At 52.4% G+C, this 13,537-nt stretch carries 15 protein-coding genes; 8 read left to right on the top strand and 7 right to left on the bottom strand.

What is annotated here, in order from left to right:
- Positions 1 to 24: 24 nt before the first annotated feature.
- Together GN111_RS04465 and GN111_RS04460 are read left to right on the top strand one after the other, a co-directional pair.
- Positions 25 to 375: a hypothetical protein gene (locus tag GN111_RS04465; protein WP_155302598.1), complete on the top strand. Its 351-nt coding sequence runs from the start codon at positions 25 to 27 to the stop codon at positions 373 to 375.
- A 5-nt stretch (positions 376 to 380) separates the two neighbouring features.
- Positions 381 to 971 (top strand): NF038143 family protein, encoded by a 591-nt coding sequence (locus tag GN111_RS04460; RefSeq protein WP_155302597.1) that lies wholly within the window; start codon positions 381 to 383, stop codon positions 969 to 971.
- Between the two features lie 48 nt (positions 972 to 1,019).
- On the opposite strand, the gene GN111_RS04455 is transcribed toward GN111_RS04460, so the two are convergent.
- From GN111_RS04455 to GN111_RS04425, 7 genes are all read right to left on the bottom strand, one after another.
- The gene (locus GN111_RS04455; RefSeq protein WP_155302596.1) at positions 1,020 to 2,411 is read right to left on the bottom strand and encodes a sigma-54-dependent transcriptional regulator; all 1,392 of its coding nucleotides are present in this window, start codon (positions 2,409 to 2,411) and stop codon (positions 1,020 to 1,022) included.
- A 165-nt stretch (positions 2,412 to 2,576) separates the two neighbouring features.
- Positions 2,577 to 3,074, bottom strand: coding sequence for a GNAT family N-acetyltransferase (locus GN111_RS04450; protein WP_155302595.1), 498 nt, complete (start codon positions 3,072 to 3,074; stop codon positions 2,577 to 2,579).
- Positions 3,075 to 3,107: 33 nt separating this feature from the next.
- Positions 3,108 to 4,421 (bottom strand): class I SAM-dependent methyltransferase, encoded by a 1,314-nt coding sequence (locus GN111_RS04445; protein ID WP_155302594.1) that lies wholly within the window; start codon positions 4,419 to 4,421, stop codon positions 3,108 to 3,110.
- 122 nt (positions 4,422 to 4,543) lie between these two features.
- The gene (locus tag GN111_RS04440) at positions 4,544 to 7,000 is read right to left on the bottom strand and encodes a hybrid sensor histidine kinase/response regulator (protein WP_155302593.1); all 2,457 of its coding nucleotides are present in this window, start codon (positions 6,998 to 7,000) and stop codon (positions 4,544 to 4,546) included.
- A gap of 620 nt (positions 7,001 to 7,620) precedes the next feature.
- Positions 7,621 to 8,178, bottom strand: coding sequence for a hypothetical protein (locus tag GN111_RS34575; protein ID WP_231715671.1), 558 nt, complete (start codon positions 8,176 to 8,178; stop codon positions 7,621 to 7,623).
- A gap of 40 nt (positions 8,179 to 8,218) precedes the next feature.
- Entirely contained in the window at positions 8,219 to 8,500 is a 282-nt protein-coding gene (locus GN111_RS04430) for a hypothetical protein (RefSeq protein WP_197740491.1), read from the bottom strand.
- A gap of 113 nt (positions 8,501 to 8,613) precedes the next feature.
- Positions 8,614 to 8,901 carry a hypothetical protein gene (locus tag GN111_RS04425; protein WP_155302591.1) on the bottom strand — a complete coding sequence of 96 codons (288 nt, stop codon included), beginning with the start codon at positions 8,899 to 8,901 and terminating at the stop codon, positions 8,614 to 8,616.
- Positions 8,902 to 9,396: 495 nt separating this feature from the next.
- Here GN111_RS04425 and GN111_RS04420 point away from each other — a divergent pair, with 495 nt between their 5' ends.
- From GN111_RS04420 to GN111_RS04400, 6 genes are all read left to right on the top strand, one after another.
- Positions 9,397 to 9,630: a hypothetical protein gene (locus tag GN111_RS04420; protein WP_155302590.1), complete on the top strand. Its 234-nt coding sequence runs from the start codon at positions 9,397 to 9,399 to the stop codon at positions 9,628 to 9,630.
- 553 nt (positions 9,631 to 10,183) lie between these two features.
- A complete protein-coding gene (locus GN111_RS04415) occupies positions 10,184 to 10,699 on the top strand; it encodes a DsrE family protein (protein ID WP_155302589.1) in 516 nt (171 codons plus the stop codon).
- Between the two features lie 284 nt (positions 10,700 to 10,983).
- Positions 10,984 to 11,109, top strand: coding sequence for a hypothetical protein (locus GN111_RS34125; protein ID WP_269433814.1), 126 nt, complete (start codon positions 10,984 to 10,986; stop codon positions 11,107 to 11,109).
- Between the two features lie 252 nt (positions 11,110 to 11,361).
- Complete coding sequence (locus tag GN111_RS04410; RefSeq protein ID WP_170302121.1) at positions 11,362 to 12,186, top strand: nitroreductase family protein; 825 nt, start codon at positions 11,362 to 11,364, stop codon at positions 12,184 to 12,186.
- Between the two features lie 84 nt (positions 12,187 to 12,270).
- Positions 12,271 to 12,723: an acyl-CoA thioesterase gene (locus tag GN111_RS04405; protein ID WP_155302587.1), complete on the top strand. Its 453-nt coding sequence runs from the start codon at positions 12,271 to 12,273 to the stop codon at positions 12,721 to 12,723.
- Positions 12,720 to 13,472 carry a histone deacetylase family protein gene (locus GN111_RS04400; RefSeq protein WP_331457707.1) on the top strand — a complete coding sequence of 251 codons (753 nt, stop codon included), beginning with the start codon at positions 12,720 to 12,722 and terminating at the stop codon, positions 13,470 to 13,472. The genes GN111_RS04405 and GN111_RS04400 overlap by 4 nt, the downstream gene beginning before the upstream one ends.
- Positions 13,473 to 13,537: the final 65 nt, after the last annotated feature.

Here is a 13,537-nt window from a genome sequence, read left to right as displayed (position 1 = left end):
ATACCCGCAAGGGAGCAATGTGCAATGGAAGAAGCGTCAACGACCGAGAACCGCCCCATGCCCCGGGCCAAGGCCTGGGGAATTCTTTTGACCACCTTTTTTTCGCTCTGGCTGTTCGGCGTGGTCGTCGGCCCCTGGCTGCAGCACCACATTTACAGCATGGACGAGATCGTCCAGGTCATCGAGGAGAATGACATCGATTCCGGGGCCTACTTCTATACCGAAATCGAAGGCTCCTATACCGGCGAGAAGTACCTGCGTCAGTCCCTCGAGTTGGCCGCGCCCGACCAGTTCGGCATGACCCTGCCTTTTATCTCCGGTATCGTGGCCTGCCTGGCGCTGCTTGGTCTGGGCTTCAAATACCTTCCCGAGTGACCCGCATGACCGAGACGGAAACCCTGAACCGCAACCGGGACCTGATCCTGGCCCAAGAACGCCGTTTCGCCGCCCGGGTCTCCGCCCGGGTTATCGACAAGCCCAAGCTGGCCATCTGGATGATTCTCATCCCCGTGTTTTTCGTATTTTACTTCTGGCAGCTCAAACGCTACTCGGACGGCCGCAAAACCTTTGCCGCGAACTTTGTCATCACCCGGCAGCGGTCACTGGACCAGGCGCTGGCAGCGGTGGGAAGCGGCGAGGGCCCCGACGTCGAAACAGTGGTCAACGCCGCTGATATTCCCGACCCGATCCGTCCCGACTACCGCCGCTGGGTGGCCGTCCTGGTGGATCACTACCGGGACCTGCTTCTGGCCCATGGCAAAAGCTATACGGCCTTGATTCGGGACACCTATAAAAACCGCACCAACTATCTTCTTTTTCTCAACCGCCTCAACCAGGTGGAACGGGAGTTCGACGCGGCTTTAAAGCCGCACGTTGCGGAAACCACCGAAAATGCCAACGGCATCATCAAGCTCATGGAAGAGAGCGCCATCGCCATCCGCAGACAGATTGCCGACGAAATTTTTCCCTGATTACAAATTGAAGTGGGGGATGGTCCGGAATCGGTCGGTTAGATGCCGTCAGGACCGCAGACGCCGGACATCGATGTCATAGCGTTTGACGATTTTTTGAAGGGACTGGCGCTTCATGCCTGACAGTTGGGCGGCGGCCGACACGTTGCCACCGGTCCGGCCCAGCAGCCGGGTCAGGTATTCCCGGGTAAAGGCTTCGATGGCCTGTTCCTTGAGAAATTGATAGGGCCGGTCCAAGTCCATCGCTTCCGCTGGACAACCGGCGGGACCGGTTTCGGCCGTCAGGTGGTGGGTGGTGATTCTATCTTCCGGGACGACCGCATACCAGCCCCGGATCAGGTTCTCCAACTGGCGGGTGTTGCCCGGCCACTTGCGCTCCATCAGGTAGTTGAGAACTTCCGGTGCGAGGATTTTTGGAGGTTTTTCCTGCTCACGGGCCACCAGGTCGAGGAAATGGTCCGCCAGCAGGGGGATGTCTTCCCGGATGCGGTCCAGGGACGGCATGACCAGGGTAGCCACGTTGAGTCGATAGAACAGGTCCTCCCGGAACAGGCCCTGTCGAATTTTTTCCTCCAGGTCCTGGTTGGTTGCCGCCAGGATGCGCGCATCCACCCGGTGGCTGCGGTCGGCGCCCAAAGGCCGGATCTCTTTGTCCTGCAGGACCCGCAGCAGTTTGGTCTGTACCGTGAGTCCCAGGTCGCCGATCTCGTCCAGAAAAATGGTGCTGCCATTGGCCTGGTCGAACATGCCGGTGTGATGATCGGCCGCATGGGTGAAGGCCCCTTTGCGATAGCCGAAAAGTTCGCTTTCCAAAATAGTTTCCGGCAGGGCCGGGCAGTTGACCGTGACCAGTTGGCGCCGTCCCCGCCGGCTGAGATTGTGGATGGCCCGGGCCGCCAGTTCCTTGCCCGTGCCCGTCTCCCCCCGGATGAAAACAGTGGCGTCGGACTGGGCCAGCATCTGGATTTTCTCGAACACTGCCCGCATGGTCCGGCTGCGGCCCACCATGCTGCCCAGGGTCTTTTTGCGGCCAATCTCCTCTGTCAAACGGGCGTTTTCCCTCACCAGCCTGTTGCGCTCCAACCCCTTTCTGAGCAGGTGAAAGAGGCGCTCTTCGTCCAGGGGCTTCTGGATCAGGTCGTAAGCACCTTTCTTGATCGCCTCCACGGCTTTTTCGATGGTGCCGTAGGCGGTCATGATGACGACGGTGACGGCCGGGTCCTGTTGCTTGATGTGCGTCAACAGGGTCAGACCGTCCATCTCGGGCATGAGCACATCGGCCAGGACAACATCGACGGAGTTGGTGGCGATGATGTCCAGCGCCTGACGGCCGTTTTCCGCCGTCAACACCCGGCAGTCGAACTCCATGGCGATGGTTCGTTCGAGCCCGCGAACCAGATCAATTTCGTCATCAACCACCAGGATGGTGTCGTCGGCCATTCAATTCCTCCCGGATGAACATGGGCAATCATTGCAAAATTTACAATCAGAGCAGGATAAGCTTGAGAATCCGGAGCAGGCTGGTTGGCATTGCTTGCCAGCGCACCTTTCCGGCTTCCCTACCATATTCCTGTGAATTATCAAGACGATTTCACGGATCGGGGGTCAGGACGGCGGCATTGCCGGCAGGTTCGTCAGGTTCAATTTAAGGTAAATGACACCGGGCAGGGGGTTGTCGTAATACGGCGCCATAGATACGAAACCCAACGATTCGTACAGATGGATTGCGGCTTTCAGTCTGTCGAGCGTATCGAGAACCATGGCGGTGTAGCCCAGGCCGATGGCCTCCTGTATCAGCCGATTGGCGATGCGTTTGCCAACGCCCAGGCCTCGGGCTTCGGGGCGGACGTACAACCGCTTCATTTCGCAAGCATTTCTCGTCAGCGACCCGATTTTGCGCAAGGCACCGCAGCCGACGGCCCTTTGCCCATCCGTGGCAAGAAGCAGCGTACCGGATGGCGGTGCATATTTTCCGGGAAGATTGGCCAGTTCGGTTTCAAATTGCTGAAAGCATAGATCGACGTTGAGATGTGTTTCGTATTCCCGGAAAAGCTTTCGAACTTCGTCGATTTCCGGTTGTGATGTCGCGTGAATGATGTCCATGATCGTTTGAGGTGTTTTGTTGCTTTATTCTCATTATGTTGGCAGCGATTCCTCCGGGGGAAGAACTGCTATATCGCCCACGGGATTTTTCCATGCCTGATAGCCGGCGCAGTCCAATGCCTCAATCGCACCGTCCGCGTAGCCTTCATCTTCAAGTTGAGACCATAGGGCCGCCACCTTTTCCATGGTGGCACCCAAAGATGCGTTGCTGGAATGTTCCGTGAAAAAGATGAAACCGTCCTTGTCCCTGTCGCAGATGCCATAATCCGCACGCAGCTTGTCGACATGAGCATTGAACTCCGCCCAAAAGCTTTGGTCGGCACGAATGGCACCTGTCAGGTCGGCAAGCAGTTCAGCCTCCCGGTCTTCATCGGCAAGGGTCAACCAGGGTCCGACACCCAAAGGCCGAAGATTGTCCAAACTGAACGAGAACTCAAGCGGACGGATACCCGCGCTATCCTTTTTGTAAACAGAATATCGGGCGTAAATGCCGAAAGGATGATTGAATCCGGTAATCAGAAGACCGCCATCGGCGATCAGTGCAAACATTCTGGACAGCATGGCTTCCCGGATGTCCCTTTCAAAGTAAAGCAGAACGTTCATGCAGCGGACAGCGCGGGCAGGCGGAAGTTCGGCATGATCGATGTCCGATTTTAAAAATCTGAGGTTTTTTCCTTCGAAGTCCCGGATATGGTTATAGACCAAGCGGTTGCCGTTTTTTTCAACACTTGCGTGGGTATGTTCGTCAAAAACCGTTAGCTGTGGACACAACTCGGTAAAAAGCGATCGGAATCGATCTCTGGTCGCATCGGAATGCTCGTTAAGCGGTTTTTTTTGCGCTTGAATGTACTGAAGTTTACCTTGGCGGTTGAAACAGGCATAGTTGCCGTCGACATCATACAGGACATAGCGCGAAAAGGATCGGTCGATCCCGAAAACGGACCAGTCCGGCAAGCGCCTGGCCGTATCCATCGTTGTTGCCGGCGGGAATCCGCACCCGATGTCGATAAAAACGGGCTGCCCATGGGTAGGAGCGCGCAATTGCCTGGTTACGTAGTCATCCAGCTTCTTATGCCGCCCCGGTGAGGTGACAGGGGGAATATGCCCACCCCAGGCCGATGGAAGCATGCCCGGCGTTACCGATGCAAGCAGCCAGATCATCTGGCTGTTGATCTCCGTTGCCGGACACGAGGACCGCTTCATCAGGGTCAGCAGCCGTATGACTACCCCTCTGGCTTCGGCCGATAACCCTGAAAATGAGATCCTGTCGCATAACCTTTGTGGCAGCCGCGTGCCAAGGTGCTGTTCGACGAGTGCGTTAAACGATGTTTCCTCTATGGATACCATTGGGTTCGCTTCTGGTCATCGTTGAGCGGAAAACCAATCCACCAATGCGCTATTATTCGATAAACAACTCTGCTGCTACCAGATTGTTAATTTCTTTACAGCCTCTTCAATCGGATGACGTCCTAATTTTTGTGCAGGTCCCGTCCAACGATCCTGTGCATGGTATCTGCCAGTTGGTAGGTGTTGACCGGCTTGGCAATAATTTCTGAAACACCTGTCTGCCTGGCCGATTCTTCGATTTCTTTGCTCATATAGCCTGAAGTCAGTATCACAGGGGCATCGATGCCGGAATCTCTCAATCGCCGCGCGATTTCCAATCCCGTGAGCTGTGGCATGGTGTTGTCGGTGATAATGAGGTCGAATTGCCCGGGATTCGAAACGATCGCTTCCAGTGCCATCCGGCCGTCCGTAAAGGCCGAAACCCGGTACCCGAGATTGGAAAGAATGGATTCCAGGGCTGTGGCAATGTCCGGCTCGTCATCGATCAACGCCACCCGTGCGTCGCCTCTTTTTAGGGATTCATCCTCTAAGATCCGCTCCGACTGCCCGGTTTCCGTACAGGGAATGAGAATGTTGAAAGTCGTCCCCTCCCCTTTCTCGCTGTAAATTGAAATCGCCCCACCCAGCTTCTTGACGATGCCATGCACAACGGACAGGCCGAGTCCGGTCCCTTTTCCTTGCGCTTTGGTCGTGAAGAAAGGTTCAAACACCTTCTCACGGATTTCGGGCGGCATGCCGTCCCCGGTATCCGATATCCGGAGCAAGACATGGCGTCCCGGATTCACGTCCGGGTGGGTCCGGATGAATTCTTCATCCACATTAAAATCCATGAGTTCCAAACGCACAGTTCCGCCTTTGTCACCGATGGCATGCACGGCGTTGGTGAAAAGGTTCATGGCCACCTGGTGGATCTGGGTCGGTTCAGCCAGAATCGCCGCATCGCTTTCGATCCGGCTCTGAATGTCGATGGTCGCCGGTATGGAAGCGCGAAGAAGCTTCAGTGCCTCTTTCAACACCGTTTCGGGTTGCATCGGCCTGAGTTCGACCTCCGTTTTCCGGCTGAACGTCAGGATCTGGCTGACCAGGTCACGCGCCCGCGTCGAGGCCTTCAGGATTCGCCGAATATATTTTTCCGTATCGGGATCATGTTTTTTTTCCATCAGCGCAAGCTCGGCGTAACCGAAAATGGCGCTGAGGATGTTATTGAAATCGTGAGCGATACCGCCGGCCAACGTCCCGATGGCTTCGAGTTTTTGCCCCTGAAGCAACCGCTTTTCCAATTTCAGTTCTTCGGTGACGTCCCGGCCAATTTCAAGGTAACCTTGTACGGTGCCCTTGTCATCCCGCAGCGGCACGAGCATGACGTCCAGAATCACCGGATCGGGCTTGCATTCTTTGAGAACCACCCTACCCGACCAGGATGTTCCCTGCTCCAGAGACTGCCAGATCACATCCGCCGGAATGTTGCCCAAATTGTCAAGGACCGGCTCACGATGGATCAGATCCTCGGCTTTTTGTCCGGTGATTTTTTCAAAGGCCTCATTGACGTGGACAATTTTTCGATCCACTCCGATCTGCAAAATCATTTCGGCGGCATGTTGGGTGATCTGGTGCATCAGCAACATCATTTTTTCGATGGGGCTGCTGATCCTTTTGGAAAAAAGCACAATACCCGTGACGGTGAGAATAAGGAAGAGAAAACCGCTAATGGAAATAGCAATCAAGATCCGGTTTACCGGGGCCATGATCTCATTTCTGCTTTGGGAGAAAACAGCAATCCAGCCTGTAAGTTCCACCGGATGAAATCCGGCAATTTTTTCGAATCCCTCGAAAAGATAGGATGCGGTTCCGGTCTTGTCTCCCATCAAGATCTGTCGGATTTCTTCGGTTCCGGATAGGTTCAGAAGGCGTTTTTTTAGAATGAACGCCTTTCTTGGATGAAACAGGATCAAGCCTTCATTGTCGATGATGAAACCGGCCCCTTTTATTCCTGGACTTTTCTTGGATGCCATCTGGATAATGAAATCCGAATCAAAGGGCAGTCCGACCGCACCGAGAAATTCCCTCCCACGAAGGATGGGAACGGCGACCACGATAATGGGCGCGCCAAGTGTGGCATTACCCTTGGCCAACAACGGGCCGGCCACACTGGTCCGCCCTTCTTTGGCTTTTTTAAAATAGTCGCGAACGGAAAGATCCAACCCGATCTGCTGCGGGAAAACCGCATCGGCCTGTGCGATGCCGTGACGGTCCAGCAGGAAAATCGTGAAGTACTTGCTGCCGATCCGTTTATGAATCGCGTCCAGACTTTTTTGGGCGGCCTGGTAATCCCCGGTGATGGCGGCTTCAACAACGATCGGTTTTGCGGCGATGGCCGAAGCCAGTTTGAGTTCCTGCTTCAGCCTGTCGTCAATGGTATCGGAAATGTCTTCGGCCTGATGCGCGGCCCTTTCTTTGGATATTTCGATAAGCGATCTGGAAAGTTGGGCATAAATGACGAAACCGGCGATAAGAAATGGAACGATAACCGCGGTAACACCGCCGAGGATCATTTTGGTTTTGAATGAAATATCTTTCAATATTTCTCCAGGAAAACCGGCAAACGAGCAACCGTACCCTCTTTAAAATCAGCTGCGACGCTCGATGAAAAGCATTTGGACGATTGTCCGATACGGTCGATGCGCCGCTGAAAGTCGGGCAGACGGCCAACGCCGACACGCCTTTGTCCGGTGCCACCCACCCGCTATTCTGGACCGTAAACCACAGGTTTATCGACCGGAACGTCAAAAACTTGAAGATGAGCGAGGCAGGCGTGACTATACTATAGCAGAAAAATGAGGCAACGCAAGAATCGCGGATTAGCTGTGAAAATCGCAGATATGGCCTGTTTCGGGGTACCTGAATTTCATTACTCCCCATGTGGCTGCTTGGATGAATGATCGACAGTACCGACACGCACCCCAGTCAAATCGATACCCGATCATCAATATCCACCGTACCGGCGCACATGTCTGTGCCGGCGGCGTCTTAAAAGAAATCCAATTGACCCCAACGCTGCATAACAACGTGAGATGAGGGGCGCTTCGGAATGTCCTTTTTCTTTTAAAAGATGGGTTTCGTACTGGCGTAAATTTTAAAACACGTTCAGTGAAAAATCTGTTTGCTTCTGCGTATCGATTATCATATTTTAAAGCCTGATTTAGACATCGTCTATTTCTCCGAATCGATCTTGCCCCGTGATACTCTTTTTAGCATTCCGGGCACCATCCGAATTCGGCGGCAGTTGGAATGACTGCGTGCCTTTTCCTCTCACATCAGATGGTTGCCCATGCCCCCACAAAATCCGTGCCTGCGCTGTGGTGCCTGCTGTGCCATGTTCAAAGTTTCGTTCGATAATTGCGAAATGGATAATTTCCAGGGTGGCGTGATCCCCTTCCATTTGGCGGTTGCGCTGAATGCCACGCGATCCGTTATGAAGGGAACGGAGAAAAGGCCCATCCGTTGTCAAGCCTTGAGCGGTGAAATCGGTCGGTCGGTTTTTTGTACCATTTATGACCTGCGACCGACGAACTGCAGGAAGTTCTTCGCCTCCGGGGAGAACAACAGGGGCAACTCGCTCTGTGACCAGGCAAGGGCGGCATATGGATTGATGCCTTTGAGCAGCTTCTAACCCGTCGTTCTTTCTTTCCGCCTTACCGGCCGGAGTTAAGATTCCGACAGCGGCTTGTGTCCTATCACCAACTGTTCCTTCGATCATATGCAATAGGGTCCTCCCACTCTCGCCTTCGAAGTGACGGTTAGACCTCCTTACCGTGCAGTGCGGTTATAATCTCACGCGCGATATTTTTGTCATTCTGGATATTGTCCCTCATCGTTTCCATATCTATCCGCAAACTCCGAAGATATTCGAATAGCTGTTCAACCGAGCAACCCTGGGAAACAAGGGAGACGATTGGGTATGCGTAATCGTCATACTCATCCTTCGGGGCGAATTTTCCAGGTGCAAGATCCATCGGGTCCCATCGCCTCAGGATTTCCTGGACGGCATGAATTCGCGCCATGGCTTCTTTCTTCTGCATCCTTTTATGATTGCTCATTTTTGGCTGTCTTTTGCCGTCTGGTATCCAGTTCCCCCAATCTTTTTCGGTTGGAATATCCATAGGGAGAGTGAGGTGTTGAGAGGGAAAAAGCATTATCCAAACCATACAGATTTATCGTCGTACCGGTGCATTGTAAGGGCTTCAGCGCCGTCATCCAGAAATTGGATAATCAGGACCTTGCCTGCTTGTGCGGCTTTCGCTTTTTCAGAATAGTACATTCGGTCTTTTATGGTAAATTTCGCAAGATGATCTTCAGCCATCAGGGAGATAACAAAACTGCCGCATACAGGACATTCAAAACATCTGTATTGTTCGATATTGTCGGGCGGGTTTTCGTATTTCGCCATTTCTCCGCAGATGGGACATTTTTGTACAGGCATGGGTTACCACCATTCTTAATTTGATTTTTATTCGCACAGATCCAACCTGGCTCAGGCATTCAGGCTTTCGCCTATTTCGTATAATCCCTGTAAACCTTCAGCATCAATATAATCGTTGGTACCAGATGATAGAACAGATCGAAAATGTCAATTGGCTTTGTAAGGGTTTGATTTTTTAGCATGATCAATTTTTCAACGACATGGGGCATCGGTCTGAAGGGAGCGAGAAGCATGAAACCGGCGATGACGATCAGAATCGAGTAAGGTATTTTATCGAGAAATGCCAATATGATCTCCCTGGTTTTACCTGCCTGTGCCTGAGTTAATCATCCACCCCTACCAATCCATATTGCCTTTTACCCCTTAAGGCGTCTGTTCGAATGTTGATTGTATTTCCCCGATAATTGTAATGCAAGCTTTCGCGCAATTTTCTGTCCTCGTTTCGTCGATGGGCTGATGGTTGGCTGCGATAATCGCAGTTTTTTGGACAGTTCGATGGTTCTCATCCCAACCCTCGCCTTGCCTAATAACACAGCGATTCTGGATAAGTTGCCCATGTCGGCGGTAACGGCGATTGAAGCGGGCGGCATGTCCGGTCTGCAGCCGTCGCATTGCCTTACCAATCGGCGCTGTCCCGGATTTTGGCAATATGTGACATGGTTTGGAATCATGGCCAAGGCAAAACAAGGCGTACCGGTTTCGATTCAAAAAATCTTTCAGCCGTTCTAAAAAGTTGTCCCGGTCTCCAACGTCATTGAATATTTTTCAACGTTCAATCCCCCTGACAATGATATGGTGCAATGCTCCAGTAGCGTCTATGCGAGCTTTTCGTGGCATATTCAGTACATAGTTTAAGACGATTGATTTACATACGGATATTCGCATGGAATGTCCCTAAGTTTCCCCTTGTAATATTTTTCAAAGATACTATTTTGTGGTATAAACATCCAGATGGGTATAATCGCAGATAGTTAACGCTCTGCTTTGGAACAGCTTCAAACCGGGTGGCGGTTGTCCTCTGTCTGAAAATGGATTCTTTGCTATGTGAATGAATTAATAAGTTCCTTTTTCTTTCCAACAGTGACTTGCGCTCGCGTTGATTTGTGCTGTTCAGCACCAATGTAGCCGTTCTCACCGATCGTGATAGCGACCCCTTCTTAGATCTTGCCATGCCATATAGTGGCATTTTGAAATAGATCGATGGCAGGAATGGTGGTGCTTCATATTCCTTTGCCTCATTACGAAGATCCTGGCCATAAGGCCTTAAAAAAGGAGTTTTGACATGAACATGAACTTTCAAATAATAATCCGTCCTTTGTATACGCTACTGGCAGCTATGCTTATCGTTATCCTGGCAGCATTACCTGCGATGTCGGGTGAATACCCAGCACTAAATGGCGTTAAGGGTGTTAAAACCGTCTTCGATGTTAGCCAGGGATCGCCCCAGACAGCCAATATTGTATTTTGGGCGGTCAAGAACGTTAATGATGATCCAAGCGTACGTTCTCTTGCGGTTCCCCCTCGGGTTGCTGTTGTCTTTCACGGACCGGCGGTCAAAATGATTTCAACTGATCGCAATGGCTTTAAAGCATCCGACAATGAAGCGCTGGATAAATTTGCAAACACTATCCGTAAAATGAAAGCAGAAGGGGTTACGTTCGAGGTTTGTGATTACGCGCTCAAGGTCATGGGGGTCGATCCTTCAACAGTGTTGCCAGAGGTGGACCATGTGCCCAATGGATTCATATCCATATCAGGCTACCAAGCCCAGGGGTACTCGTTAATATCCGTTAATTAAATGCTTGAGGGGCGCTCTTTGATAAGGCGCTCCTTCCCTTTCTGCTGAATTGGCAATCAGCTATTCGGTTCAATGGAATGGCTTAGACCTTTGGGGCCGTCTATTCGATTGTTGATTACATCTCCCTGTTACGTGGAATCCAAGCTCTCGCGCAATGATCTGCCCTCGTTCACCGACTGGCTTATGGTTGGCTGCGATCAACTCAATTTTCTGGACAGCCCGATGGTTGTCACCCCCAGTTCACCCGTTGCCCAATAACACAATAAAATCTGGAAAAGATGCCCATGGCGGCGTTGACGGCGATTGAAGCAGACGCCATATCCGGTCCGCAGCCATTGCATTACCGCAGCGAAAAGGTGTCCGTTCACGGGCTTGAAATGCCCAATGTGTCGCAGTTGCCTGATCTGTAAGCGTTTACCGGGGGCCGCAGATGAGAGGCGCCGGGCACGCAGACCGTTTGGTCAACCGTCAATTGCCCGGGAACGAAATAGATGCGGCACTCTGTGAACGCTTACCGCAAAATGAGATAATGCCGGCCTTACAATAGCAAAAACGCTGTGCTATAGAGGCATCGATGGATGGGAATCGTTCTGCGAAGGTAATCCAGGATACCAAAGCAATCCATAATGTTGGGTTCAACAACAACAAACGGAGACGAACATATGGCATTCATTACGATTGACGAAACCCGATGCAAACAGGACGGAATCTGTGCGGCCGAGTGCCCGAGACGGCTTATCATTCAGGAAGATGACAAGAGTTTCCCCCAGATTCCACCGGCGAATGAGGCCAACTGCATGGCCTGTGGACATTGCGTGGCCGTCTGCCCCCACGGTGCATTAAGCGTGGCTGGCGTGGACATTAAAGACTGTCCGGAGATAAACAATGACCTGGTTCTGTCCTGGAATCAGGCGGATCAGTTTCTCCGCTCCCGGCGGTCTATCCGATGTTTCAAAGACAAGGCCATGGACCGGGAAACCTTGGAACAGTTGATCCATACAGCGCGCTATGCGCCCACGGCCAGCAACGCCCAGAACCTCCATTGGACTGTAATCGAAGGACGCGATAAGTTGAAACCGCTGTCCCAGGCAACCATCAGCTGGATGGAGCGGGTCATTGAAGCCCAACCCGACTCTCCGGCGGCCGACTACTTCCGCCCCGTGGTGGCTGGATGGGCCGCCGGTTACGACGGCATTTTACGCACCGCCCAAACCCTGATTGTCCCCTCCGCTCCCAAAGAGAACGCCAACGGCCTGGTGGATTTGAGCATTGCCCTGGCTTATCTGGAACTGGCCGCCCTGCCCCTGGGCGTTGGTACTTGCTGGGCCGGGTTGCTGCGTGCGGCCATGATAGCCACCCCCGAATTGGTGGAAACCGTGGGGTTGCCCGAGGGGCACACCTGGTTTTATCCGATGATGATCGGCTATCCCAAGTTCAAGTATTATCGATTGCCGGAGAGGAAGGCGCCGGTGATTCACTGGAAATAGAGCGCCGTAAAATCCGCTGTTCAAAGTGGTCTTTTCAGGGAAATTGATAGAGAAAAAGGATTATCAAATACAATCGGGGGCAGAATGCAAGGCCTTCTAAAAGATCATCCTGTGGTTATCGAACTGCCGATAGCGTGGGGAGATATGGATGCCTTCCAGCATGTTAACAATATCATGTATTTCAAGTACTTTGAAAGCGCTCGCATTTCATATTTTGACAGACTTGATTTTAACGGCCACATGATAAAAACGGGCGTTGGCCCCATTCTCGCCAACACCCAATGCAAGTTCAAAATTCCGTTGACGTATCCCGACCAGGTAAGCGTCGGAGCAAAAGTGGATGTACTCGAAAAAGACCGTTTTTTAATGAAGTACCTGGTGGTTAGTCACAAACACAAAAAAGTTGCTGCGTCAGGGGAAGGAATGCTTGTTTCATTTGACTACCATAAAAACAAAAAAGCACCCATCCCTGATGAATTAAGAGCGCGGATTGCCGATCTCGAAAAAAATGTCAATCCAGATTTTCAACAAATATGAATTCGATGAAAGTCATTTACAGTCACAGCTTTTATCCGGTGTACACCTCTGACCCGGCCGCAGAGGCAGGAAGGATTGAGGCGGTGATGAATGCACTTCCGGCAGAAGCGGAACGGATTGAAGCAGAACCGGCCACCGAGGCGCAAATCTCATTGGCGCATACGATGGAGCATATTGAATTCGTCCGCCAGGAGGGGCTTTACAACATTGCAGCACTTGCAGCAGGCGGGGCCATCCAGGCGGCTCGGCTGGGCCTCGAGGCACCTGCCTTTGGCGCCATTCGGCCACCCGGCCACCATGCCTCTGGCGACAGCTGCTGGGGATTTTGTTATTTCAACAACATGGCGGTGGCGCTGCTGACCCTCAAGGAAGATGGCCTGATCGAAACCGCCACCATCCTGGACGTTGACCTCCATTACGGCGACGGCAACGTAAACATTCTGGGTCATCGAAGCTGGGTTAAAATTTGCAATCCGACAGGCAGTACCCGCGACGGCTATCTCCGGGAAGTGGAGACCTTCATCGAAGCGCACCCGGCCAATATAATCGGCATATCAGCAGGTTTCGACCATCACATCAATGATTGGGGTGGACTGCTGCTTACCCGGGACTACTGCGCCATGGGACGAATGGTTGCCAACTCCGCTCGTGAAAACAACGGCGGCTGTTTCGCCATCCTGGAAGGGGGGTATAACCACGATGTCATCGGCCAGAATGCCGCCGCTTTAATGGAAGGTTTCAGCCCATAGTCGTTCAGAATAAGTATAGGGTCGCCCCCCTTTGTCTGCGTGTGTTTAGCGCGGTCCCCAATCTG

Origin of the sequence: Desulfosarcina widdelii (assembly GCF_009688965.1) — a bacterium.
GTDB lineage: Bacteria > Desulfobacterota > Desulfobacteria > Desulfobacterales > Desulfosarcinaceae > Desulfosarcina > Desulfosarcina widdelii.
The sequence above is the reverse complement of the archived record's forward strand: the minus strand, read 5'-3'. Positions and strand labels throughout refer to the sequence as shown.

Coding starts and splice junctions, on each gene's coding strand:
- GN111_RS04450 (WP_155302595.1), bottom strand. CDS start 3,074: ATGGACATCATTCACGCGACATCACAACCGGAAATCGACGAAGTTCGA.
- GN111_RS04465 (WP_155302598.1), top strand. CDS start 25: ATGGAAGAAGCGTCAACGACCGAGAACCGCCCCATGCCCCGGGCCAAG.
- GN111_RS04460 (WP_155302597.1), top strand. CDS start 381: ATGACCGAGACGGAAACCCTGAACCGCAACCGGGACCTGATCCTGGCC.
- GN111_RS04425 (WP_155302591.1), bottom strand. CDS start 8,901: ATGCCTGTACAAAAATGTCCCATCTGCGGAGAAATGGCGAAATACGAA.
- GN111_RS04415 (WP_155302589.1), top strand. CDS start 10,184: ATGAACATGAACTTTCAAATAATAATCCGTCCTTTGTATACGCTACTG.
- GN111_RS34125 (WP_269433814.1), top strand. CDS start 10,984: ATGGCGGCGTTGACGGCGATTGAAGCAGACGCCATATCCGGTCCGCAG.
- GN111_RS34575 (WP_231715671.1), bottom strand. CDS start 8,178: ATGATCGAAGGAACAGTTGGTGATAGGACACAAGCCGCTGTCGGAATC.
- GN111_RS04405 (WP_155302587.1), top strand. CDS start 12,271: ATGCAAGGCCTTCTAAAAGATCATCCTGTGGTTATCGAACTGCCGATA.
- GN111_RS04445 (WP_155302594.1), bottom strand. CDS start 4,421: ATGGTATCCATAGAGGAAACATCGTTTAACGCACTCGTCGAACAGCAC.
- GN111_RS04430 (WP_197740491.1), bottom strand. CDS start 8,500: ATGCAGAAGAAAGAAGCCATGGCGCGAATTCATGCCGTCCAGGAAATC.
- GN111_RS04420 (WP_155302590.1), top strand. CDS start 9,397: ATGGTTCTCATCCCAACCCTCGCCTTGCCTAATAACACAGCGATTCTG.
- GN111_RS04400 (WP_331457707.1), top strand. CDS start 12,720: ATGAATTCGATGAAAGTCATTTACAGTCACAGCTTTTATCCGGTGTAC.
- GN111_RS04410 (WP_170302121.1), top strand. CDS start 11,362: ATGGCATTCATTACGATTGACGAAACCCGATGCAAACAGGACGGAATC.
- GN111_RS04455 (WP_155302596.1), bottom strand. CDS start 2,411: ATGGCCGACGACACCATCCTGGTGGTTGATGACGAAATTGATCTGGTT.